We start from the raw sequence: 22,207 nt of genomic DNA, 5'->3' as shown, positions 1-22,207 counted from the left end.
TGCCCCGGCCCGCCGTGATTGAGCGAGCCCTGCGCGACTTCCCGGAGAACATCGATCCGGCGTCGGGAGTTTCCAAGCACAGGCAGCTGGAGGAGATCCTCCGCCGTTTCGTGGAGCAGCACGCGCCGCCCGGAGCAGCTGTGCCCTCGGAGCGCGAGCTGGCGGAGCATTTCGGCGTAGCCCGCATGACGGTCCGCCAGGCCATCGATACCCTCGTAGCCGACGAAGTCCTTGAGCGCGTCGTCGGAGTCGGCACCTTTGTGGCCCGGCCGAAGCTGGACCTGCAGATCAAGCTCACCTCCTACAGCGAAGAAATGCACCGCCGCGGTATGGTCCCCGATGCCCGTGTGCTGACCTTCGAACAGGTTGGCGCCTCGCATTTGGTGGCCAGGGAGCTGCAGATCGAACCCGGTCAGCCTGTGGTGCGCTTCCGGCGGCAGCTGCTGGCAGACGGCGAACCGATGAGCGTCGACGAAAACTTTATTCCCGCCTGGCATGTGCCCGGGATGCTCGAGGAGGAGCCTCCCACATCGCTCTACCGGGTGCTCAGTGAGCGGTACGGCATGGTCATCGAGTGGGGCGAGGACACCATTGAAGCTACTGCCGCGACAGCGTCCACGGCGCGCCTGCTCAACGTCGAGCTGGGTGCGCCGCTGCTGAAGATCCAGCGCCATGCCTATGTTTCGCGGTCCATGGTCGACTATTCCGTGTCCTACTACCGCGCTGACCGCTACAAGCTCTGGGTGCCGCTTCAGCGGCCCGGCATCAGGACTCCACGTACCTATCACCCCGGACGCCACCAGGCGACCTAAACCAAGAATGGAGGGATCGCCGAATGGAGATCCTGAGGATGTACAAGCAGGACCCGCCCCGCGGGATGCTCTTCAAGGAAGCCGTCTACGAGCCCGAAGACCGTACGCTCATGGTGACCAAGGGACGGGTCGGGAATGAGGGCAAGGTTTCCGTTCGTGAGAACGTGGACGCCGGCAAAGCTGTGCAGCTGCTCGAGGATTTCGCGGCTGCCGCCGAGGGGGAGGGCTTCGCTGAGATCCCGGAGGAGGAGCAGCACTGGGTCATCGCACAGTATGCCTTGAAAACCAAGGACGGAACGGAACGCGACCGCTACCTGGAGCACAAGGCATCTATCGCCATCGGTACATATTTCGCCTGGCGCGGTCTCGGTTCTGTCGAAGAGACCGGATTCGGCCCCTACAAGCTGAACATCCTCTGCCTGGTCCCCGACGTGAAGCTCGCGGTCCGGGGAATCCAGGTGGTTATCCGGGAATCCCGTCTGGACTTCACCAAGCTGAGCATTGGCTCAGCTCCGTTCGCTGATCTGGAGCATCCCGTCAGGAAGTATCCGCTGCCCTCCAAGGTTCCCTTCGAACTGTGACGCCACCGCCGGCGGCTGGTGCTGCCCGGCCCACCTGAGGCGGATACAGAAAACCCCCCGCCCGCGCAAGGGGGGCGGGGGGGTTTTCTTGCAGCTGGGAGCTAGTGCTTCTCGATGGACTCGGGAGCCCTGTCCTCTTCGCGTGCCTCAACCTCGGCAGGCGACTCATGGTGGTGAGCTGCCTCGAGTTCGGCCGGCGTTACCGGAGCAACGCGGTCTTCGAAGAAGAACCGTGACAGGGCGCCGCGTCGCTTTTCGCTGCGGCTGATCTTGCCCTTGGCATCCGGCTGAGCCGGAATAACCTCGGGGGAATCGAACGCAACGAGCTTGTAGCGCTTGTACTCGTCCACCGGTTCGTGGACCTCGATGTACTCGCCGTGCGGCAGGCGGACAATTCGGCCGCTTTCCACACCGTGGAGGACAATCTCGCGATCCTTGCGCTGCAGCGCCAGGGCGATGCGTCGGGTCACGATGAAGCCGATGACCGGACCGAAGAAGAACAGGAAGCGCAGCCAGTAGGTTACGTCGTTCAGCGACACCATGAAGTGCGTGGCGATGAGGTCGGAGCTGGCAGCAGCCCACATAACGCAGTAGAAGATGACGCCGGCAACACCGATGGCGGTGCGGGTCGGAGCGTTGCGGGGACGGTCCAGCAGGTTGTGGATGCGCTTGTCCTTGGTGACCCAGGCTTCGATCCACGGCCATGCGAAGAGCATGCCGAAGACGATTCCAGCGGGAACCAGGGCCGGCAGGAGAACGTTCAGGGACAGCGTGTTGACGCCCCAGGGGAACGGGATGTTCCACTCGAACGGCATGCCGAACAGCCAGCCCGGCATCAGGCGCAGTGCGCCGTCGACCCAGCCGATGTACCAGTCAGGCTGGGTGCCTGCGGACACAGGGGAGGGATCATACGGGCCGTAGTTCCAGATCGGGTTGATCGTGAATACCGCTGAGATGAACGCGACGATGCCGAAGACGATGAAGAAGAATCCGCCGGCCTTGGCAGCGTAGACCGGGCCGACCGGGAAGCCGACAACGTTGGTGTTGGTGCGTCCCGGGCCGCGCCACTGGGTGTGCTTGTGGATGACCACCATGAACAGGTGGATGGCGATCATCAGCAGGATCAGGGCAGGGACCAGCAGGATGTGCAGTACATACAGCCGGCCGATCACGGCAGTTCCGGGGAACTCGCCGCCGAACAGGAAGAAGCTGATGTAGGTACCAACAACCGGAACGGCCTTGATAACGCCGTCGATAATTCGCAGGCCGTTGCCGGAGAGCAGGTCATCGGGGAGGGAGTAACCGGTGAAGCCGGCAGCCAGGGCCAGGATCAGCAGGACGCCGCCGACAACCCAGTTCAGTTCACGGGGCTTGCGGAACGCGCCCGTGAAGAAGACGCGCAGCATGTGAACGGAGACCGAGGCCACGAACAGCAGGGCGGACCAGTGGTGTACCTGGCGCATGAACAGACCGCCGCGGATGTCGAAGGAGATATCCAGCGACGACGCGTAGGCAACGGACATTTCGACACCCTTGAGCGGCACATAGCTGCCCTCATAGTGCGTCTCCGCCATGGACGGATCGAAGAAGAACGTCAGGAACGTTCCGGAGAGCAGCAGGATGACAAAGCTGTAGAGCGCCACTTCACCGAACATGAAGGACCAGTGGTCAGGAAAGACCTTGCGGCCGAACTCCTTGACCATCATCGATCCGCTGACGCGGGTGTCGACGAAGTTGGTGATGCGCCCGAGCTTGGTCTTCGGCTCGTAGGCTCCGGATGCAGAGGTAGCACTCATGGTTAGCCACGCTCCCAGTAGCTCGGTCCAACGGGTTCAGTGAAGTCGCTGGTGGCGATGAGGTAACCCTCGTCGTCGACGGCGATCGGCAGCTGAGGCAGCGGACGAACGGCCGGTCCGAAGATGACTGCGCATTCCTGCGTCAGGTCGAACGTGGACTGGTGGCACGGGCACAGCAGGTGGTGCGTGTGCTGTTCGTAGAGTGCAACGGGGCAGCCAACGTGGGTGCAGATCTTGGAGTAGGCGACAATGCCGTCTACCGACCAGTCTTCACGCCCGGGGGAGGGGTTCAGCTCGGAAGGATCAAGGCGCATCAGCAGAACGACTGCCTTGGCCTTCTCTTCGAGCTTGTGCTCGGCGTCGTTCAGGCCTTCGGGAATCACGTGGAACGCGGAACCGAGGGTAACGTCGGATGCCTTGATCGGGGTGCCGCTGGGGTCGCGGGTCAGGCGGACGCCGTTGTCCCACATGGTGTGGCGCAGGACGTTGCCGGGAAGCGGACCCAGGTCGCGGAACATGACGATTGCCGGCAGCGGAGCCAGTGCCACAGCACCCAGGAGGGTGTTGCGGATCAGCGGACGGCGCTTGATGCCGGTTTCCTCGATGATGTCGCCGATCATCTTTTCGGCGATGACGCGATCCTCTTCGGGACGGATCTCGTGACGCTCTTCGATGACCTCGTGGTCGGGCATGAGCGTCTTGGCCCAGTGAACGATTCCGACGCCGATGCCGAGCATCGCAAATGCGGTGCCCAGGCCCAGGAAGAGGTTCTGCACCCGAAGGGTGCCGATGCTCTCGTCCAGGCGGACAAAGAAATACCCGTAGAAAAAGAGGAGCGTACCGAGTACCGAGATGGCGAACAGGATCGCCACCTGCTTCTCGGAGCGCTTCTCAGCCCGGGGATCCGTATCGGCCAGGCGAGGACGGTGCGGGGGAAGTCCAGGATTCTGGAATTCCCCTTCTTCGCCCTGGCCAGCCGTAGCGACGGTGCCCGAGGTGTTCGGACTGCCGTGACTATGGTCGCCCATGATCCCCCTCATCCTTCTCTTGAAACTGCATTAGTAGACCTATGTGTAACTGTGATGTCACCCCGGGGGGTGAGCGCGGTGATGACTGACTAGGAAGACCGGGAGGTCAACCAAATGGTGAAAGCGATGATGAGGCCAAGGCCTGCGGTCCAGATGAACAGACCTTCGGAAACCGGGCCCAGCGAACCGAGCTCGGCTCCGCCGGGGGAACCATTGGCTTCGATGTTCTTCAGGAAGGTGATGACGTCCTGCTTCTCCTCGGGGGAGAGGTTGGCGTCGGAGAAGACGGGCATGTTCTGCGGGCCTGTGACCATGGCTTCGTAGATGTGCTTCTCGGAAACGCCTTCAAGGGCAGGAGCGAACTTTCCGCGGGTCAGTGCGCCGCCGGCACCGGCCGCGTTGTGGCACATTGCGCAGTTGACGCGGAACAGTTCGCCGCCGGCAGCAGCGTCGCCGGTGGTCTCGAGGTACTCTTCCTCCGGCAGTGCGGGGCCGGCTCCCAGGGACGCCACGTAGGCGGCCATCTGAGCGGTCTGTTCTTCGTTGAACTGGGCCGGCTTCTGCTGGGCCTGCGGGCCCTGCATCGCCATGGGCATGCGGCCGGTTCCTACCTGGAAGTCGACGGAGGCTGCGCCAACGCCTACGAGGGAGGGACCGTTCTCGGTGCCGCTGGCTTCCATGCCGTGGCAGGTGGCGCAGTTGGCAATGAAGAGCTTCTCGCCCTGCTGCACATCATCTGCAGTGTAGGTGGTGGCGGCCTGTGCTTCATTCGCCCCGGAAGCAGCTGCGTAGATGCCGCCGGTAACGATGAGGCCCAGAAGCAGCAGTACTACTGCTGCCAGGGGATGACGTCGCCTTTGCGATAGTGCCTTCACTTAGTGGTTCCTAACTTATGTGGTCTTTTGGTTGCTCGTGCCACGTGGATATTGCTGGGGTGCCCGTGGAGGGCAGGACTACTTCAGGAAGTAGATGATGACGAAGAGGGCAATCCAGACCACGTCAACGAAGTGCCAGTAGTACGACGTCACGATCGCGGAGGTCGCCTCGAAGTGGCCGAACCGCTTCGCGGCGTAGGCGCGTCCGATGATGAACAGGAATGCAATCAGGCCGCCGGCAACGTGCAGGCCGTGGAAGCCGGTGGTGAGGTAGAACGAGGAGCCGTACGCGTTGGAAGACAGCGAGATCCCGTGGGACACGAGTTCTGCGTATTCGTAGGCCTGAACGGCAACAAAGATGGCGCCGAGGATGAAGGTCAGGAAGAACCACTCGACCATTCCCCATCGTGCAATCTGGAAGAAGCCGCCGGTACGGCGGGGCTGGAGCCGCTCGGCGGCAAAGACACCGAACTGGCAGCTAAAGGAGCTGGAAACAAGGATCACCGTGTTCACAAACGCGAAAGGCACGTTCAGCTTGGCCGTCTCGATCTCCCACATCTCGCCCGAGGTGGAGCGGAGAGTGAAGTACATCGCGAAGAGCGCAGCAAAGAACATGAGTTCGCTGGAGAGCCACACCACGGTCCCTACGGAGACCATATTGGGGCGGTTCAGCGTGGGGTGAGCCGGGGTACTGGGGGCATGGGTCGCTGTTGTCACATAGACATTATGGCGGTAAAACTCTCCCTTTCACCAACAGAACTGCACGAACGGCGCGTCTGGATCGTTCCCAAACCGCTCACTTCCCAGCAACGGCGCGGAAGTTGCTCTCCGGAAACAAATCAGCATTTTCTACGATTCGTAGATAACCTAGGGCGTGTGAGTACGTTTCCGAGTTCCGAGCACACCTGGCCGTCGCTGATTACCGCACTCATTGCGGGGGAGGACCTGAGTACCCAACAGACCCGGTGGGCCATGAACACCATCATGGCCGGAGACGCCTCAGATGCCCAGATTGCCGGCTTCCTGGTGGCGCTGCGGGCAAAGGGGGAGAGCGTCCAGGAGCTGACAGGCCTGGTTGAGGCCATGCTCGAAAACGCCCGGCCTATCGCCATCCCGGGAGAAACACTGGACATCGTGGGCACAGGCGGTGACAGGCATAACACCGTAAACATTTCGTCGATGGCCGCACTGGTCTGCGCAGGTGCCGGAGCGAGGGTGGTCAAGCACGGCAACCGGGCCGCTTCCTCCGCCTCGGGCTCGGCGGACGTGATTGAGGCCCTGGGTGTCCGGCTCGATCTTCCCGTTGAAAGGGTCGCGGATGCTGCAGTGCAGGCGGGCATCACCTTTTGCTTCGCGCAGGTGTTCCACCCGTCGATGCGGTTTGCCGCCGTCGCCCGCCGCGATATGGGGGTGGCCACGGCCTTCAACTTCATGGGCCCGCTGACGAATCCTGCCCGCCCGTCCGCCTCGGCGATCGGCGTTGCCGATGAACGGCTGGCACCCCTGATCGCGGGAGTGCTGGCGGCAAGGGGAGTCCGGGCACTGGTCTTCCGCGGCGGCGACGGCCTCGATGAACTGACCACCACGGGTGTCTCTACGGTGTGGGAGGTCCGTAACGGCACCGTGGAGCGCTCAGCAGTGGACCCAATGGACCTGGGCATCCCCCGGGCGACCCTTGACGCCCTGCGCGGCGGGGACGCTGCGGCCAACGCTGCCGTGGTCCGGAGTGTCCTCGCGGGCGACAAGGGGCCCGTCAGGGACGCAGTGCTGCTCAACGCCGCTGCTGCGCTGGTGGCGCTGGACACCAAAGCAGAGGGCACACTCATGGAACGGCTGGCGGCTGGCTTGAAGCGTGCTGAAGCGTCGGTGGACACCGGCAGCGCGCGCCGGGCACTGGATCGCTGGGTTGAAGTCACGCAATAGTCAAAATGTGTTCGCGGTGAGTGCACAAATATCACGGAAAAAACGGGAGGCGGACCAGTGCTGGTCCGCCTCCCGTTGTGTTGGCTTTTGTTAGTTTTATCGCACCAGCTGCCCGTCTTTTGGTGCGCATCACACTGTAGTTCGGTGCCCAAAAGTTCGACGTCGGCCCACCGGGGGCAGCAAATCGCTTGTTTTGCCGGCCTAACTAGCTGTCGAAGCCCAGGGAAAAAGCGGCGTCAAGGTCGTGCTGGGAGTAAGCCCGGAAGGCTATCTGGGTGGTGGTCCCAATCACGCCCTGGACCTTGGAGAGCCGGTTCGCGATGGTGTCAGCGAGATCCTCGTGGCGTCGCACCCGGGCCACGGCGATGAGGTCCCATTCGCCGGTCACGGAGTAGACCTCGCTGATGCCCTCAAGCTCGGAGATTTCCTCTGCGCACTCGGGGATCCGGGCCGAGTCGGTCTGGATGAGTACAAAAGCGGTGATCATGGCATGCCTTTCGTGTCCTGCTGAGGGCTCGGGCCGGGTCAGGCCCTGTCTTCGAGCCTAGTGGAATTGCGCCCGGCACGCCCGTGCATGACCGCCGCAGCGAACCGTGGAACAAGGAGGAAGGCCCCGAGCACGCCGAACGTCACCAGCTGGAAGCTGAGTGCCGTTCCGCCGCCGGCCACTGCGCGGATGGCCAGGCCAGCCCCCGCCGTGATCAGCCAGAGGAGGATTCCGGTGGGCCACAGGGTGTACGGGCGGTGCCACGCCCGCAGCAGCAGCCAGCCCGCCAGGCAGGCCGCGATGAACGGGGACGCCGTAACGGCGACGCCGGCCGGGTCCAGCCCATGGGCATGTGTGTCGCGGCCAAGCGCCGCGAAAGCAACGATGAGGACGACGTCGGCGGCCAGGAAGGCGTGCCAGAAGCGGTGGGTACTCACTGAGCGCCTGCTCCGGCCTTGCCGCCGTGTTCGCGGACGAAGGGACCGAGGAGCTCACGGACCAGCTCGTGGACCTCCTGCAGGGACTTACCGGACTCGAGGAGCCTGGTCCCGCTGTGCACGATGGCATTAATGAGTTCGGCCGTGCTTGGCGGGTCCGCCGATCCCATTTCCTTCAGGGCACCGACCAGGGGATCAAGCAGCGCCTGATGCATGCGGTTGCTCTGGGTATCCAGTTCCTCGCTCGGTGCGACGGCTGCCAGGGCACTGCCCACTGCGTGCTCGCCCTCGGCGACCAGTGCGATGTTGGTCTTGACGTAGGCCAGGATCCGGTCAGCCGGGAGTTCCTCTGCAGCCATGGCTTCTTCGACCCTGCGCGCCCACCGGGGAAAGACATCAAGAACCAAGGCGTTCAGGAGATCCGTGCGGGACTTGTAGTACTGGTAGGCGCTGGGGCGGGCAAGGCCGGCAAGGGCGGCTACTTCGGCCATGCTGGGAGCCTCACCGGTTTTCGCGAGAAGCGTCTTGGCGGCGTCCAGGAGGGCCCTCTGCTGTGCCGCACGGTGCTCTGCGACCGTGGGGGCGGTAATGCGGGGCAAAGAGCCCTCCTGTTCTCGGTTTCTTTAGCCGGCCAGCCGGCCGTCCACCATCTCCACGACCCGGTCGCAGTGATGAAGGACATCGTGATCATGGGTCACCATAACTGTAGCAACGCCCTGTTCGTGGGTTTCCTTCGCCAGCAGCGCCACTACATCCTGGCTCCGTTTCCGATCCAGCGCCGCAGTCGGTTCGTCCACGAGCAGCAGCGTCGGCTGTGAAACCAGGGCGCGGGCGATTCCCACGCGCTGGCGCTCACCGCCGGATAGCTGGTCGGGACGGCTCTTGAGCTTGTGGCCCATGCCGACGGCGTCGAGCAGGTCGTGCGGATTGAACGTGCCGCCCATCTTGGCCATGCGGTGCACCAGCTCCAGCTGTTCGGCAGCATTCAGTGCCGGAATCAGGTTCCCTGACTGGAAGACAAAGCCGATGTTCTTCAACCGGAACGTTGCCCTGGCTGCCTTACTGAGGCTGCTGAGGTCGGTGCCGTTGACGGTGACGAGGCCGGAGTCGGGAGTCGCCAGGGCGCCGGCCACAGCCAGGAGTGATGACTTGCCGGCGCCGGACGGACCAACGACGGCGACGAGTTCGCCGGGTTCGACGCTGAGGCTGACGTTGTCCAGAGCCTGCACGGTGCTGGAACCGTCTCCCAGTGCAAGGCTGGCATTCTGGATGCACAGTCCGCGCGTGGTTACGGTCTGGGCTGTATTGCTGGTTTGCGTACTCATCGCTGTCCTCCAAGGGCAGTCAGGGGATCAACCCTCGAAATGCGGACGATGGCTGCGGCGGCGCCCAGCACACCCATCAGAATGGTCAGCGCCGCCGCGATCGAAATGGGTCCGGCTTCCAGTGCGAACGGCATCGCGGTACCGGACATCCAGGCACCCATTCCGAGGCCTGCCGCCAGCCCAGTGGCGGTGGAGAGGGCCAGAATAACGACAGCCTGGAAAATGCCGTCGCGCAGCAGGTAGCCGGTGGACGCGCCGACTGCCCGCAGGACGGCTAGTTCGTGCTTGCGCTGGATCGTCCACACGGTGAAGAACGCGCCGACGACGAGGGCACAGATCGCATAAAGGAAGACCTGGATCATTTCCAGCGTGAGTGTCTCGGCCGTGTAACCCGGGGAGGCGTCGAAGGAACCCTCCAAGGTGGAGGTGACCGTTCCGGCAGCTTCATCGCCGGCGGCGAGGTCCAGCGACATGCCGTTCTCAGCCTTAATGGCGATGGAGCTGGCCGTGTCGAAGTCCACCGCTGCGATGGCGGCTTCCGTCGGTTCGCCCGGCTGTGACTGGCCGCTGGCGATCAGCTGCCAGGTGTCCAGTGGAAGGTAGGCCATACCGACGTGGCCGAAAGTTGCCTGGTCCTCGGTGTAACCGACCACTGTGAGGGCGACGTCGAGCCGGTCCAGCGTGACGACGGACCCGATCTTGACTCCTTCGTCTTGGGTGGTGGGGGAGACGACAATCTCGTTCACGGCCTCAATCCCGCGGCCTTCGCCGACTGCAGGCGCCAGGAATGATCCGGTGTCGATGCCGAAGAGGGAGAGGTCTATCTGGGTGCCGTCATCCGTTACCGCGTTCATCATGGCCGAGCCCATCAGGGTGACTTCCTCGACGCCGGGCTGGGTGCTCCAGGCCTCTGCCTGGGACGGATCGACAACGCTGCGTGAGAACGCATTGTCGGTTTTGGTGCCTTGGTTGAACGCAATATGGGTCGCCGGCATGCCTTTCAGTCCGGAAACGCCGTCATTGACGAGGCCGGAGGAAAGGCCGGACAGCAGGACCATCAGGATGGCGATGAGGGCGATAACGCCACCCATTAATCCGAATCTGGACCGTGCAAAACGCAGTTCGCGCAGCGCTAGGAACATCTGGTACCCCTCGGGTGTCTGGGTATTCTTGTTACTGACAAGCCGTCAGTAACATGCCAACATCATGTCAGGAAAGAAGCCGCATGCCAATTCCTGCATGCCTGCCGCCCGTGATCCGGGGGAGTCCCTAGTTACCGGATAGCTGCTCTGCTGTGCTGGGAACATGCACGTGCTCCGGAGGGTATTCGCATATCTGCGCGGCTCACGGGCGGTGCGCTGGATTTTCGCGCTGGCGGTCCTGTTGCTGATCTTTGAGTACATTGTGTTGCCGCAGCTCGTCGGCTCGGACAACGTGCTGCGGGCGCTGAGCGGACTTTCACCCGTCTTGCTTGCTGCCGCCGCGGCTCTGGAAACGGCGTCCCTGTGCTGTTACAGCGCACTGACCCGGGCCGTCCTGCCCGGGAGCCGCCGTCCGGGGTATTTCACTCTGCTCCGGATCGACCTGGCCGACCTGGCCGTGAACCACGTTGTCCCGGGAGGGGGCACGACGTCGGCGGCCGTGCGCTACAAGCTGCTCACCCGGGCCGGCGTCCGGCCGCAGGACGCACTGAGCGCCGCCATGGTCCAGGTTGTTGGCGCCAACCTCATCCTGGGCGTCCTGTTCGCGGTGGGCTTGCTGGTCTCCCTCGGACAGGTGCGGGCAAACCATTATTTCGTGACGGCCGGCGCCGTCGTGCTGGTCCTTCTCCTGCTGAGCGGCGCCGCACTCTCTGTACTGGACCGGCATCTGGAGGGGGCAGTGAGTGCCGCCCGGCGGATCGCGTCCTGGGTACGGGTGGTCAAACCGGAGTCGGCGGAACGCTTCGTCCGCACCATGGCTGCCGAGACCGGGATGTTCCGCCAGGAACCGGCCCGGCTGGTTCAGGCGCTGCTCCTGTCAGTCTGCTACTGGCTCTTCGACGCTGCTTGCCTGTGGGTACTCGTTGCTGCCTTTGGACATCCCCTGAATCCGGGGGAGCTGCTTATTGCTTATGGCCTGGCCAATCTCGTGGCGCTTGCTCCCCTCACGCCGGGCGGGCTGGGGCTCGTGGAGGGAGTTCTCGTCCCCACCCTCGTAGGGTTCGGCGCCGCCAACTCGGCCGCCGTCCTGGGGGTTCTTTCCTGGCGGATCGCCAACTTCTGGCTGCCCATCCCGGTGGGCGGACTGGCGTGGCTGTCCCTCCGGGTGGGTGTGCTCCGGCGGCATTCGGGCGCCCCACATCGTACGGAACCTCGGGGCACAGCCCGCCCCCGGTTCCCCGGGTAAAGCTAGTGGAGAAGGTTCTGCCAGTCCGGAGGCACCCGGCCTGCAGGACCTGGAACCGGCTGTCCCGCGGGATGCGCCTGCGGCGGAGCAAGCGCCGGGCCTTGAAAAGTTGCCTCGTCAAGATAGCTGTAGAACCAGTCCTCGCCCGGTTCGAAGCTGCGGATGACCGGATGCCCTGCGGACCTCGCGTGGGCTGTCGCATGCTGTCCGGGGGACGTGTCGCAGCAGCCAATGTGCCCGCACTCGGCGCAGCGGCGCAGATGCACCCACCACCCTTGCTGCTGGAGGCATTCCACGCATCCGGTGCCGCTGGGCGGAACGCCGGGGGCGATGCCGGGGATGGGTTCCATGATTACGCTCCTTGGGCCGGGACGTCTGTGGCTGCGTTCCTCGTGCCTACGCTAGCCACTTCCGGAAGCCGCAAGAAGGGTACCCGCGGTTTGGTTCGGCCGTATCCCGTCAGAGAAGCTCCAGCACGGCGGCAGCACCGGCCAGCAGGGTCAACAGCAGGTACTGGACCGGACGTGCCAGGCGCGCGGCCTGTCCGAAGTGGCCGGCCGGAACCCGGTGGATGAGCCAGTTTCTTCCCGCATTGATTTTTCGCATGGTTCAGAATCCTTAGTCCCCAAGGGTCTTGACATGGTGCTTTCAGTTTGTTCCAGACCCGCTCCGGGCCGCTACCTGCGGCGCTATGAGCTTGCCGACCTGGGCAGGTGGCCGAGGGAACACTTGAGTCCCGGACGCTCACATCCAGCTGTTCTCCCCGGCACAGAACGGTATGAAATCCAGCACCCGGAAAACCGTTGCGCCGCTGCAATGCGGGGGAGTACCCCCGAGCTGCTCCATATGCCGGTCCTAACCTTAAAAAATGAAGATCCTGCCCCTTGCGGCAGCGGGGTTCATGGCTGGAGCCGCAGCAACAGCCGGCACGCTTGCCGCCACCGTCATCCAAAAAGATCCGCGGCCATCAGCCCTGTTCATTCGGGGTGTTTTCTCCAGCGGAGGCAAAGTCCAGCTCCGCAAACTCCGCAAGCACGTACCGGCTGGGGCAGTGAGGGCGCACAGGAGCCTTCCTTATATTGGCGCTCCCAGGGGGCCGGCGCTGGACGTCTTCCTGCCGGAAGATGCCGGAGAAGGCCCGCTGCCCGTCGTTGTATGGGTTCATGGAGGGGCATGGATCTCCGGATGCAAGGAGAACATCGCGCCCTACCTGGAGATTCTCGCCTCGAACGGCTTCGCCGTCGTCGGTGCCGGCTACACGATCTCACCCGAGGCAAACTATCCCCAGGCCGTCACTGAACTTAACAGTGCCCTGGCCTATCTGCGCGAACACGCTGCGGAGTACAACCTGGATCCGGAACGCATTGTGCTTGCCGGAGATTCTGCCGGCGCCCAGCTGGCGGCCCAGCTCGCGCTGATCATCACCGACCCGGACTATGCCCGGCGTACCGGGCTGGAGCCTGCTGCGGCACCCGAGCACCTCCGAGGCATGCTGCTGTTCTGCGGCGTCTACGACCTGAAGACCATGTCCCGGCTCACCGGTCCGCTCGGCTGGGGATTCCGGACGGCCCTGTGGGCCTACACCGGCTCCAAAGACTGGGCCAGCACGCCGGCAGCGGAACACATGTCCATTCTGGAACACGTGGGGGAGAACTTTCCGCCGTCCTTCATTTCCGGAGGTAACGCGGACTACCTCACGGAGCACCAGTCCAAGCCGCTGGCGGCGAAGCTGGAAGAACTCGGCGTCCCGGTGGTGCGGCGATTCTGGGACCGGGGCCACAGACCGGCACTGGGCCACGAATACCAGTTCAAGCTCCAGTACAAGGACGCCCGGATGGCGCTGGCGGAGACGCTCAACTTCCTGGATGCCGTCACGGGAGCACACTCGGTCCCGGTCCGCTCCGACCTGGAGGCTACGGCCTAGCCGTTGCCTGGCCGCTGCCTGGCCGTTGTCTCAGGCAGCGGCCAGTCCGGCAGGAATGCGGCCTTATGGCTGGCGTTCCTGCCGGACCGGGTGTTCCTAGCCCCAGATGTCGTCGCCGCGCAGGGTCGCGTCTGCTCCGCCGTCGCAGTAGATCGTCTGTCCGGCCAGGTGTGAGTTTTCTTCGCTGGCGAGCCAGGCCAGCAGCCGCGCAATCACTACCGGCTCCGAGTGGCCGTTCAGGGGCATGGGAACGTTCTCGTCCACCATCTTTACGCCCTCCGGCGTTGCCAGGAGTTCCTTCGTCATCGCCGTGAGGACTGTTCCCGGGGCAACAGCGTTGAGCGGGATGCCGTTCCCGGCGTAGCGGTCGCTGACCGACTCCCGGCGTACCCAGCGGCTCAGCGCACGCTTGCTGGAGGGGTAGTTCAGGTAGCCGATCTGCGGGCCCTGGTCAGCGAGTTTCTGGCCGATCTGGCGGGCCAGCGCCTCGTCCCCGGCAAGCATCGCATCAACGAGCTCGGGGGAGTTGGGCTGCAGGGACGCCATGGAACTGACGACGACGGCGCGCGGTGCTTCGCTTCCGGCCATTACCGGTGCGAGGCGGTCCAGGAACTCCGTGACGCCGAAGAAGTTGACCGAGACGGTGAGCGGGATGGGTGCGGAAATGCCGGCGCAGGCGATCACGGCGTCTACCGAACCGCCGGCGAGCTCCACGGCCCGGTCTGCGGCGATCTGCCGGCCCTCGGGTGTGCTCAGATCCGCCTCGACGTCGGCGTTGCGAAGGTCGACGCCGATCACTGTGTTGCCGCGTTCCTTCAGGAGTTCTGTGGTTGCTGCGCCGATGCCGGAGGCGGATCCCGTAACGATGTATGTACGTGTCATGTTTATTAATTTACGCCCGCCGGGCGGGCCCGCGCACAGTCTTCCGGCCGGGCAATACACGCGGCACTGAATATGGCCGAGGCACTGGATGCGGACCTTGGGGGATTCTGCAGAAGTGGAATCCAGGTCTTCAGGATTCTGCGGCGGTGCAGCAGGCTCCGACAGGGGAATCCTTCGACTTCACGGCCACTGTTCCGGCGCTGCAGGGCCGCCAGTGACGGTGGCACCGGGCAGGGCCTCTCAGCGCTTCCGAGGAAACACGCGGTGAAGAGCATAAGCGGCGAGGAGAACCGCTGCGGCACTTAGCGCCCATGCGCCTGTTAGGCCGACGGCGGGCCCGGCCGTGCAAAAACTCTCCGCCGCGGCTTCGGCAACGTAGTCAACGCATGTGCCGGTCTGGACCCCGAAGGCCAGGCCGGGGACCGCCACCAAGGAAACGATGGCCGCTGCAAGCCAGCGTCTGCTGCCTGTGGGTTCCGAGGTCCGCGTCATGTCCAGACACTAGCGCAGCGGAAAGGGCTGCAGGTCGCTGGTGGGGAGTTACGGAACAGCCGGTGCGTCCCTCGACCTTGCATTCCCTCAGCGCGGGGGATGCCTGTCTCAACGCTAGTTGACATAATGTAGATTATCGGCGTTACGGAACAGGCCCTGAAAGTGGCTTTGCTCACATGGTGGCCGTCGTTTGTACCAAGCAGCATCCTGGCCCCATTCCGGCCTCCGATTGGGCCCGGGTTGGCCGGACTCCCGTCCCGCCCCCCGTAACACTGGGCCCGGCAGTCCCGCACGGTAAAAGGTCCTCGCGTGTTTCTTGTCATGCCGGCTCCCGCAGAGCACTCCATTTTTGGTTGACATAATCCCCCATGGAGCCTCGCCGGCACCCGGCTCGGGTTGACATAATGCAGCGCTGATCGTCCGGGAACATTTCCGGGGGAAGCGTCGTTGTACGGGCGTCGACCTGCAAATGCAAGGAAATGTCCGCAGGCAGACCCACCAGGGCCTCCGGACCGCAGGGCCGGCGCATCCTTCGTCAGGAAGGGCGCTGACCTTTCGGATTCCCCGGATGCCTCATTTCGACCCGGCAGGCGGCCGTTTGGTGTGATCGGCTGCTTCAGCTATATGATCTACGCTCGAACCCCCCACAAATTCAGGAGTACAGCACTACACATGGCTACCGATTACGATGCCCCGCGCGTCAAGGAAGAAGACCAGCCCACCGACTCGCTGGAGGGCCTGAAGGCTCAGCAGCGCGGCGGAGCGATGACAGCGGTTATCGATGTCGAGGAGTCCGACGCCATCGACGGGTTCGACCTGCCGGGTGCGGATCTCTCCGGTGAGGAACTGCTGATCAAGGTTGTTCCCGCCCAGGCTGATGAGTTCACCTGCATGTCCTGCTTCCTCGTCCGCCACCGTTCACAGGTTGCGCGGGAGAAGAACGGCGAGAAGTACTGCGTGGACTGCGAAGGCTAGCAGCCGCTCCCCTGCACCCGCGTGCAAAGAAGTCCGGCCTGAGGCAGCGATGCCTCAGGCCTTTCTTATGCCCGGAGCATGCCCGGCGGCACAAGAGCAGACAACGGCTGGATCCGTCACCGGCATCGGCCGCCCACTAGGATTAACGCGTGATCTACGAACCTTCCGCAGCGGAGTCGTCCGCGGCCATCCGCGAACTTGTCCTGCCCATGCTCGAATCCGAGCTGGTGCCGATCGTCCAGTTGGGCCATCCCGCCCTCCGCCGCCCGGCCGTGCCGTTTGACGGCCAGCTCAATGACGATGAACTGGCTGCACTGATTGCCCTCATGCGGCGTGTCATGCACGATGCGCCCGGGGTGGGACTGGCTGCGCCGCAGATCGGCATTCCGCTGCGCATCGCCGTCCTGGAGGACAACTACGTCCCCGAACCCGAGGCGGCGGAGCTGCGCGAACGCTCACCGCTGCCCTTCTTTACGATCATGAATCCGCGCTACGAGCCCCTGGATGACCAGACCGCAGCCTTCTACGAAGGCTGCCTCTCCTTCGAGGGCTACCAGGGCGTCGTCGTCCGCCACCGTTCCGTGGGGCTGGATTACGACGACGAGGCAGGCACCGCACGCCGCCGGGAGTTCCATGGCTGGTCCGCACGGATCGTCCAGCACGAAACAGACCACCTCAACGGCATTGTCTACGTGGACAAGGCCCTGACCCGCTCACTGAGTTCGAACTCCGAATTCATGCGGTGGGCTGCCCCCGGAATCGACGACGCCCGGCGCATCCTGGGGTTCTAACCCCCGGTACGCCGGGCGTCAGCAGTCCGCGCGGACTCCCCTACGGCGCCTGGGGTGCCGGTACCCGTTCCGCGGCTCTCTCGGCTTCGCCGGCTTCTTCCGTCGCCGGGTTCTGGCTTGTCGGCAGCCACCTGGCCCACCACCGCAGGATGTGCTCAAAGCGCTGGCGGCGGTGCCAGGGTGTTCCTGTCCGCGACAGCTCATGGTTCTCGCCCGGGAACAGCAGCAGTTCGGTGGGGACATTCCGCAGCTTCAGGGCCGTGTAGTAGCGCTGTGCCTGTTCCACCGGGCAGCGCAGGTCCTCCTCGGAGTGGATGACCAATACCGGTGTGCGGACCTTGTCCACCTGGGCAAAGGGACTCTGCGTGAGGACGTGTTCGGGATCAGAGCCCGTGTAGGCCTCCGCGAAGAACCATCCGATGTCCGACGATCCAATGAAGGACAGCGGATCCAGGAACCCGCGCTCCACAATGGCGGAAGTGAACCTGTGGTCCTGCGCAATGGTCCACGCCGTCAGGTACCCGCCGTAGGAACCGCCCATCACGCCCAGCCGCCCGGCGTCGAGGCCCGGGTGTGCGGCCAGGACACCTTCCAGGAATCCCAGCACGTCCTGCAGGTCCAGGGTGCCCATCGCGGCCCGGATGGAACGGCCATGCTGCTGTCCGTATCCTGAGGAACCGCGCGGGTTGCACATCACCACGGCATACCCCGCCGCAGCGTACGCCTGCGCCTCGTCGAAGAGACCCCAGCCATACTGCGAGAACGGTCCGCCGTGGATATTCAGCAGGACAGGGTGCGGCCCTTCGCCCTCCGGCAGGACAACCCAGCCATGGACCGGATAGCCGTCGGCAGAGGGATGCGTTTCTTCCCGCAGTTCGAGCACGCCGGCGCAGGCCCGGAAATCGGCAGAGAAGTCGCTCAGCAGCCGGATGCTCTCCGGAGCTCCGCTGTCCACGGCCGCTACGTCTCCCGCAGTGCCGGGATCCGTGAAGGAGACGACGACGGTTCCGGCTGCGGACGCCGCACCCGTGACGACGTGCGGCCCCGCGACGAGAGTGTCGATGGTTCCTGCGGCATCAACACGAAGCAGCTGGGCTGACCCGCGGTGGAGGTTGAAAACCAGGACAGAACCATGCTCAGGAACGATTGCTCCCCCGGCCAGGTCAACGGTTTCGGGATCGGTGAGGCGGACCGCGCCGGCGGCGTTGCCGGCCGGGGCGGCGTACAGGGCGGTGTTCCGTGCCACGAAGTCCCGTCCGGTGTCCGAAAGGTCCTGCGCCAGGTAGTACAGCCAGGCTCCGTCCGGGCTTTCAACCGGGTAACCGGCACCAAGGCGGGAACCGCCGGCCAGGTTGGTAAGCCTGCGCGGCTCCTCCCCTGATCCGTCAACGCTGACCTCGTAGACGTCGGTTACCAGGTCCGAATCGGCACCTTCATGCAGCGCAGCGGTGAAGAGGATCCGGGTTCCGTCCGCGCTGAAGACAGGGTTCTGCACATCCGTCCCGTATCGGGTGAGCTGCCGCGCCTCGGGAAGCCCGTCCGCGGCGCTGGCGTTGTCCGCTGCGGCCCGCCCCACCGGACGGATGAAGGGTTCGGCGCCGAGATCGGGAAGATCAAGGACAAAAGCCTGGGCGTGTTTGTCGCCGGAATATCCCAGCCCGTTCATCCGGTACTTCAGGGTTGTGATCAGGCGCGGGTCCTCGGCACCGGGGCTGACGCCGTCGACCGTTCCGTACCGTCCCTGCTCGGGTTCCCGGGAAGAGAAGACCAGGCGCTTGGAATCGGGCGCGAACCGGAACCAGGACACGCCGAGCAGCCGGTCAGTCAGCTGCACGGGTTCGCCGCCGGCAGCCGGCATGGCAAACAGCTGCGGGCGGCCGCCGGCCTGGGACCGGAGGAAAACCAGTGTGCTGCCGTCCGGCGAGAACTGAGGAGCGGTGTCGCTGAAACCGCGGGTCAGACGGGAGGGTGCTCCGCCGTCCAGCGGAATATTCCACAGCTGGCCCACGTAGGCATCGGCCGTAAAGTCTGGGCGCTGCACGGAGACGACGGCACGGCTGGCGTCCGGGTGGAGGGTGGGTTCGGATACGGAATTCAGGAGAGGAAGGTCGCTGGGTTTCACGGACCCGAGCTTAGCAAGGTGTCCCGGCTCACTCCTGGCGGGAGCTGCCGGCAAGGCGCGGCCGCCTAGGATGGAAGGTATGCCCATCGAATCCAGGCCCCTGCTGGCCTGCCCCTCCTGCGGGGAGGAACTGCTGGCCGCCGCCGGGCGCCGACGGCTGGGCTGTCCGCAGGGACACGGGTTCGACGCCGCGAAGCAGGGGTATTTCAATCTCCTGACAGGGGCCGGAACCAAGTTCCAGGCGGATACAGCCGGCATGGTTCAGGCCAGGGTCGATTTCCTGGGCGCCGGACACTACGCCCCCCTGGCTCGGGCGCTGACAGATCTGGGCGCAACGGCAGCTGCGAATCCGGTCATCCTGGATGCCGGTGCCGGCACCGGGTATTACCTCGCCGAAGTCTCAAAGGCACTGGATGCCTCCGAGACGGTTGCCCTTGATATTTCCAAGTACGCCCTCCGCCGCGCAGCCCGGGCGCTGCCAACCGGCTTTGCGCTCGTCTGGGATGTCTGGCGGCCGCTGCCGCTGGCTGACGGAGCGGCAGATCTTGTGCTGAATGTCTTTTCACCCCGGAACCCGCAGGAGTTCCGCCGCGTCCTTGTCCCCGGCGGGGCGCTGGTAGTGGTCACTCCCCTGCCGTCCCATCTGCGTGAACTCCGTGCGGTGGCCGGGCTGCTGGACATCGGCGCAGGGAAAGACGAGCACATCGCTCAGGCACTTGGCCCGGGTTTCACGCCGGAAGCCTCCCGCCGCGTCGAGTACAGCATGGACCTGAGCCGGACGGACACGCTGAACGCCGCACTGATGGGTCCCTCTGCCCACCATCTGGACCGGGCAAGCCTGGAGCACGCGCTGGATTCAGCGTCATTTCCCCTGTCCGTGAGCGCGGCTTTTTCCGTTTCCCGTTTCACCGCCGTCTAGCCTGGGGGCGCGGGCCGCCGCCCGCGGGGCGCGCCCGGGCTCCGCGCACGCCTAGGCTAAGCATGGAAAATCAGGCAGAATGTGCCCAAGGACCAGCAAACTTTCTCAGCCCGGGGCCCAAACACCGACCGGACTGAGCTGGAGGGAAGCATCATGCAGGAACTGTTCGATTGGCTCGTCAATTACAGCTGGGTTGTCTGGCTGGTGCTCTTCCTCGGTTTTGCCGCCATAGAGACACTGACACTGGACCTCTTCTTTGCCATGCTGTCCGCCGGCGCACTCGCCGCGATGCTTGCCGCTGTCCTTGCCGCTCCGCTGTTCCTTCAGGTAGTCCTGTTCTGCGTTGTGGCCCTGCTGATGATCGTGGTCGTCCGGCCCATCGGCCTCAAGCACCTGAAGATGGGCACCAAGGAGCACCGGTCCAATATTGAACGCCTGATCGGCGAAGCTGCGGTCACCCTGGAACCCGTGGGCTCACGCACCGGTACGGTGAAGCTCGCCGGTGACACCTGGACCGCTCGGTCCGGTAATGGATCCCTGCTTCCCGCGGGCGAAGAAGTGTCCGTCACCCGCATCGAGGGCGCGACGGCGGTGGTCGAACCGCTGAAGCCTGGCCGCGGCAGGAGCGTGGAGCCGGGCAGCGGCGACGGTCTTTCCGGCCGGTAGCACCCGAACTGAATCCTTGGCCCGACGGCACCCGCCGGCAGGCCGCAGTCCTCCGCTGGAACGGGGGCAGACAGAGGCCGGACCACCAAGGCGCCGGCCACCTTTCAAGGGGGAATATGGAAACCACCGTAGTGCTTATCGTTTTGGCCGTCCTGGTCATCTTTGTCCTGGTTGTCCTGGTCAAATCCGTGCGGATTGTCCCCCAGGCACGTGCCGGCGTGGTGGAAAGGCTCGGCAAGTACCTGAGGACGCTGAACCCGGGACTGAACATCCTCATTCCGTTCGTCGACCGGCTCCTGCCGCTGCTTGACCTGCGCGAGCAGGTCGTTTCCTTCCCGCCGCAGCAGGTGATCACCGAGGACAGCCTCGTGGTGTCCATCGATACAGTCGTGTACTTCCAGGTCACGGACGCCCGGGCAGCAACGTATGAAATCGCGAACTATATCCACGCCGTCGAGCAGCTCACCACCACCACGCTGCGAAACGTCGTCGGCGGACTGAACCTCGAAGAGGCGCTCACCTCCCGCGACAGGATCAACGGCCAGCTGCGCGGCGTCCTCGACGAAGCGACGGGCCGCTGGGGCATCCGGGTCTCCCGGGTGGAGCTCAAGGCCATTGAGCCGCCCCTGTCCATCCAGGACTCGATGGAAAAGCAGATGCGTGCCGAGCGCGAACGCCGCGCAACCATCCTGACTGCCGAAGGTACCAAGCAGTCCCAGATCCTTACCGCCGAAGGCCGCCGGCAGGCAGCGATCCTGGCGGCTGAGGGCGATGCCAAGGCAGCGATCCTCCGGGCAGACGGCGAAGCACAGGCCATCCAGAAGGTCTTCGACGCGATCCACAAGGGCAACCCGGACCAGAAGCTGCTCGCCTACCAGTACCTGCAGACCCTGCCGAAGCTGGCAGAGGGAAGCTCCAACAAGCTGTGGATCATTCCGAGCGAGCTGGGCGAAGCACTGCGGGGTGTCGGTTCGGCACTGGGAGATTTCCTTCCCGATGTGAAGCCCGGTCCCTCCTCCCCCGTAGCTGCGCCCGGCCCTGCCTCGGGCACCGGTACCGGCGTGCCGGTTGGCTCCGGGGAACAGGCTCCTTAGAGCCGGTACGTGCCGCCGCCCGGCTGCCGGTATAATTGGTTGTTTGCCGGGGTACGGGCTGCCAGCCAGCTCTACCGGGAACAGGATTTGCGGCTGCGGCGTTCTACCAGACGAACCGTTTGGTGCTGCACGGAGCACGGGGGGCTGCCCCTTCGGCGCAGCGAGCACTAAAGATGGACCCCAGCGGTCCTTCGAAACTGATTGAGGGAGAGATAATGAGCGATCGTAGCCTGCGGGGTATGCGACTGGGTGCGCAGAGCATGGAGACGGAATCCGGTGTCGAGCCGGCTCCCCGCCAGCGCGTCGAATACCGGTGCGAGGACGGCGAACGGGTGTTCGTGACCTTTGCCGCGGAAGCCGAGGTTCCTCCGGTCTGGGTTTCCAAGACCGGCAAGGAAGCACTTCTGGTCGACGGTGAGAAGCCGGACACCAGCAACGACAAGCCTGTCCGTACGCACTGGGACATGCTGCTCGAACGCCGCAGCATCGAAGAGCTTGAGGTCATCCTCCAGGATCGTCTGGACAAGCTGCGCGAACGCCGCGGGGAGCGTGCTGCTTCCTAGCAGTCCTGAGTCCCTGCCTGCCGATTGACGCGGGCAGGACCAGCTCCGGGCGTACAAAGGCCGGGGGGGCGGGGCGGCCCCCCCCCCGGGGGGGGCCCCCCCGGGCCCCCCCCCCCGCCCCCCCCCC

Annotated in this window: 24 protein-coding genes; 11 read left to right on the top strand and 13 right to left on the bottom strand. The window is 64.5% G+C overall.

Going from position 1 to position 22,207, the window contains the following annotated elements; translation table 11 throughout:
* Positions 1–17: 17 nt before the first annotated feature.
* Together TVB01_RS09080 and TVB01_RS09075 are read left to right on the top strand one after the other, a co-directional pair.
* Complete coding sequence (locus TVB01_RS09080; RefSeq protein WP_422455606.1) at positions 18–812, top strand: GntR family transcriptional regulator; 795 nt, start codon at positions 18–20, stop codon at positions 810–812.
* A 23-nt stretch (positions 813–835) separates the two neighbouring features.
* Positions 836–1,393 (top strand): hypothetical protein, encoded by a 558-nt coding sequence (locus tag TVB01_RS09075; protein WP_422455573.1) that lies wholly within the window; start codon positions 836–838, stop codon positions 1,391–1,393.
* 101 nt (positions 1,394–1,494) lie between these two features.
* On the opposite strand, the gene TVB01_RS09070 is transcribed toward TVB01_RS09075, so the two are convergent.
* The 4 genes from TVB01_RS09070 to TVB01_RS09055 all read right to left on the bottom strand — a co-directional run bounded on the left by TVB01_RS09070 (position 1,495) and on the right by TVB01_RS09055 (position 5,809).
* Positions 1,495–3,189 carry a cytochrome b gene (locus tag TVB01_RS09070; RefSeq protein WP_422455572.1) on the bottom strand — a complete coding sequence of 565 codons (1,695 nt, stop codon included), beginning with the start codon at positions 3,187–3,189 and terminating at the stop codon, positions 1,495–1,497.
* A gap of 2 nt (positions 3,190–3,191) precedes the next feature.
* Positions 3,192–4,217 carry a Rieske 2Fe-2S domain-containing protein gene (locus TVB01_RS09065; RefSeq protein ID WP_422455571.1) on the bottom strand — a complete coding sequence of 342 codons (1,026 nt, stop codon included), beginning with the start codon at positions 4,215–4,217 and terminating at the stop codon, positions 3,192–3,194.
* 89 nt (positions 4,218–4,306) lie between these two features.
* Positions 4,307–5,092, bottom strand: a complete 786-nt coding sequence (locus TVB01_RS09060; RefSeq protein WP_227895800.1) for a c-type cytochrome — start codon at positions 5,090–5,092, stop codon at positions 4,307–4,309.
* A 78-nt stretch (positions 5,093–5,170) separates the two neighbouring features.
* Entirely contained in the window at positions 5,171–5,809 is a 639-nt protein-coding gene (locus TVB01_RS09055; protein WP_422455570.1) for a cytochrome c oxidase subunit 3, read from the bottom strand.
* A 159-nt stretch (positions 5,810–5,968) separates the two neighbouring features.
* Here TVB01_RS09055 and trpD point away from each other — a divergent pair, with 159 nt between their 5' ends.
* A complete protein-coding gene (gene trpD, locus TVB01_RS09050; protein ID WP_422455569.1) occupies positions 5,969–7,015 on the top strand; it encodes an anthranilate phosphoribosyltransferase in 1,047 nt (348 codons plus the stop codon).
* A gap of 205 nt (positions 7,016–7,220) precedes the next feature.
* On the opposite strand, the gene TVB01_RS09045 is transcribed toward trpD, so the two are convergent.
* From TVB01_RS09045 to TVB01_RS09025, 5 genes are read right to left on the bottom strand one after another with little or no spacing between them, the layout of a single operon-like run.
* Positions 7,221–7,502, bottom strand: a complete 282-nt coding sequence (locus tag TVB01_RS09045; RefSeq protein ID WP_422455568.1) for an Lrp/AsnC family transcriptional regulator — start codon at positions 7,500–7,502, stop codon at positions 7,221–7,223.
* 38 nt (positions 7,503–7,540) lie between these two features.
* Entirely contained in the window at positions 7,541–7,939 is a 399-nt protein-coding gene (locus TVB01_RS09040) for a DUF3054 domain-containing protein (RefSeq protein WP_422455567.1), read from the bottom strand.
* The gene (locus tag TVB01_RS09035; RefSeq protein ID WP_422455566.1) at positions 7,936–8,538 is read right to left on the bottom strand and encodes a TetR/AcrR family transcriptional regulator; all 603 of its coding nucleotides are present in this window, start codon (positions 8,536–8,538) and stop codon (positions 7,936–7,938) included. The genes TVB01_RS09040 and TVB01_RS09035 overlap by 4 nt, the downstream gene beginning before the upstream one ends.
* A gap of 24 nt (positions 8,539–8,562) precedes the next feature.
* Positions 8,563–9,264, bottom strand: a complete 702-nt coding sequence (locus tag TVB01_RS09030) for an ABC transporter ATP-binding protein (RefSeq protein WP_422455565.1) — start codon at positions 9,262–9,264, stop codon at positions 8,563–8,565.
* A complete protein-coding gene (locus TVB01_RS09025; RefSeq protein WP_422455564.1) occupies positions 9,261–10,355 on the bottom strand; it encodes an ABC transporter permease in 1,095 nt (364 codons plus the stop codon). Before TVB01_RS09025 ends, TVB01_RS09030 begins: the two co-directional genes overlap by 4 nt.
* Positions 10,356–10,575: 220 nt before the next feature.
* Here TVB01_RS09025 and TVB01_RS09020 point away from each other — a divergent pair, with 220 nt between their 5' ends.
* Positions 10,576–11,652, top strand: a complete 1,077-nt coding sequence (locus TVB01_RS09020) for a lysylphosphatidylglycerol synthase transmembrane domain-containing protein (protein ID WP_422455563.1) — start codon at positions 10,576–10,578, stop codon at positions 11,650–11,652.
* Between the two features lie 2 nt (positions 11,653–11,654).
* Here TVB01_RS09020 and TVB01_RS09015 read toward each other — a convergent pair whose 3' ends face one another.
* Together TVB01_RS09015 and TVB01_RS09010 are read right to left on the bottom strand one after the other, a co-directional pair.
* A complete protein-coding gene (locus TVB01_RS09015; RefSeq protein ID WP_422455562.1) occupies positions 11,655–12,002 on the bottom strand; it encodes a UBP-type zinc finger domain-containing protein in 348 nt (115 codons plus the stop codon).
* A 109-nt stretch (positions 12,003–12,111) separates the two neighbouring features.
* A complete protein-coding gene (locus TVB01_RS09010) occupies positions 12,112–12,258 on the bottom strand; it encodes a hypothetical protein (protein WP_422455561.1) in 147 nt (48 codons plus the stop codon).
* Positions 12,259–12,520: 262 nt separating this feature from the next.
* On the opposite strand from TVB01_RS09010, the gene TVB01_RS09005 reads away from it, so the two are divergent.
* Complete coding sequence (locus TVB01_RS09005; RefSeq protein WP_422455560.1) at positions 12,521–13,576, top strand: alpha/beta hydrolase; 1,056 nt, start codon at positions 12,521–12,523, stop codon at positions 13,574–13,576.
* A 96-nt stretch (positions 13,577–13,672) separates the two neighbouring features.
* Here the strand turns inward: TVB01_RS09005 and TVB01_RS09000 are convergent, their stop codons facing one another.
* On the bottom strand, positions 13,673–14,458 hold the full coding sequence (locus TVB01_RS09000; RefSeq protein ID WP_422455559.1) for an SDR family oxidoreductase: 786 nt from the start codon (positions 14,456–14,458) through the stop codon (positions 13,673–13,675).
* A 1,164-nt stretch (positions 14,459–15,622) separates the two neighbouring features.
* Between TVB01_RS09000 and TVB01_RS08995 the strand changes: the two genes are divergently transcribed.
* Together TVB01_RS08995 and TVB01_RS08990 are read left to right on the top strand one after the other, a co-directional pair.
* Complete coding sequence (locus TVB01_RS08995) at positions 15,623–15,925, top strand: DUF4193 domain-containing protein (RefSeq protein ID WP_066297758.1); 303 nt, start codon at positions 15,623–15,625, stop codon at positions 15,923–15,925.
* A gap of 149 nt (positions 15,926–16,074) precedes the next feature.
* On the top strand, positions 16,075–16,716 hold the full coding sequence (locus TVB01_RS08990; protein ID WP_422455558.1) for a peptide deformylase: 642 nt from the start codon (positions 16,075–16,077) through the stop codon (positions 16,714–16,716).
* A 40-nt stretch (positions 16,717–16,756) separates the two neighbouring features.
* Here the strand turns inward: TVB01_RS08990 and TVB01_RS08985 are convergent, their stop codons facing one another.
* Complete coding sequence (locus TVB01_RS08985) at positions 16,757–18,838, bottom strand: S9 family peptidase (protein WP_422455557.1); 2,082 nt, start codon at positions 18,836–18,838, stop codon at positions 16,757–16,759.
* Between the two features lie 79 nt (positions 18,839–18,917).
* Between TVB01_RS08985 and TVB01_RS08980 the strand changes: the two genes are divergently transcribed.
* From TVB01_RS08980 to TVB01_RS08965, 4 genes are all read left to right on the top strand, one after another.
* Complete coding sequence (locus TVB01_RS08980; protein ID WP_422455556.1) at positions 18,918–19,757, top strand: methyltransferase domain-containing protein; 840 nt, start codon at positions 18,918–18,920, stop codon at positions 19,755–19,757.
* A 153-nt stretch (positions 19,758–19,910) separates the two neighbouring features.
* Positions 19,911–20,423 carry an NfeD family protein gene (locus tag TVB01_RS08975; RefSeq protein WP_422455555.1) on the top strand — a complete coding sequence of 171 codons (513 nt, stop codon included), beginning with the start codon at positions 19,911–19,913 and terminating at the stop codon, positions 20,421–20,423.
* Between the two features lie 116 nt (positions 20,424–20,539).
* Entirely contained in the window at positions 20,540–21,517 is a 978-nt protein-coding gene (locus TVB01_RS08970; protein ID WP_422455554.1) for an SPFH domain-containing protein, read from the top strand.
* A 215-nt stretch (positions 21,518–21,732) separates the two neighbouring features.
* Complete coding sequence (locus tag TVB01_RS08965; protein ID WP_091604785.1) at positions 21,733–22,080, top strand: RNA polymerase-binding protein RbpA; 348 nt, start codon at positions 21,733–21,735, stop codon at positions 22,078–22,080.
* Positions 22,081–22,207 lie beyond the last annotated feature (127 nt).

It is taken from the genome of Arthrobacter sp. 7Tela_A1, from assembly GCF_049311065.1.
Classification (GTDB): Bacteria; Actinomycetota; Actinomycetes; order Actinomycetales; family Micrococcaceae; genus Arthrobacter_B.
This window is presented reverse-complemented; position numbering and strand designations above follow the sequence as displayed.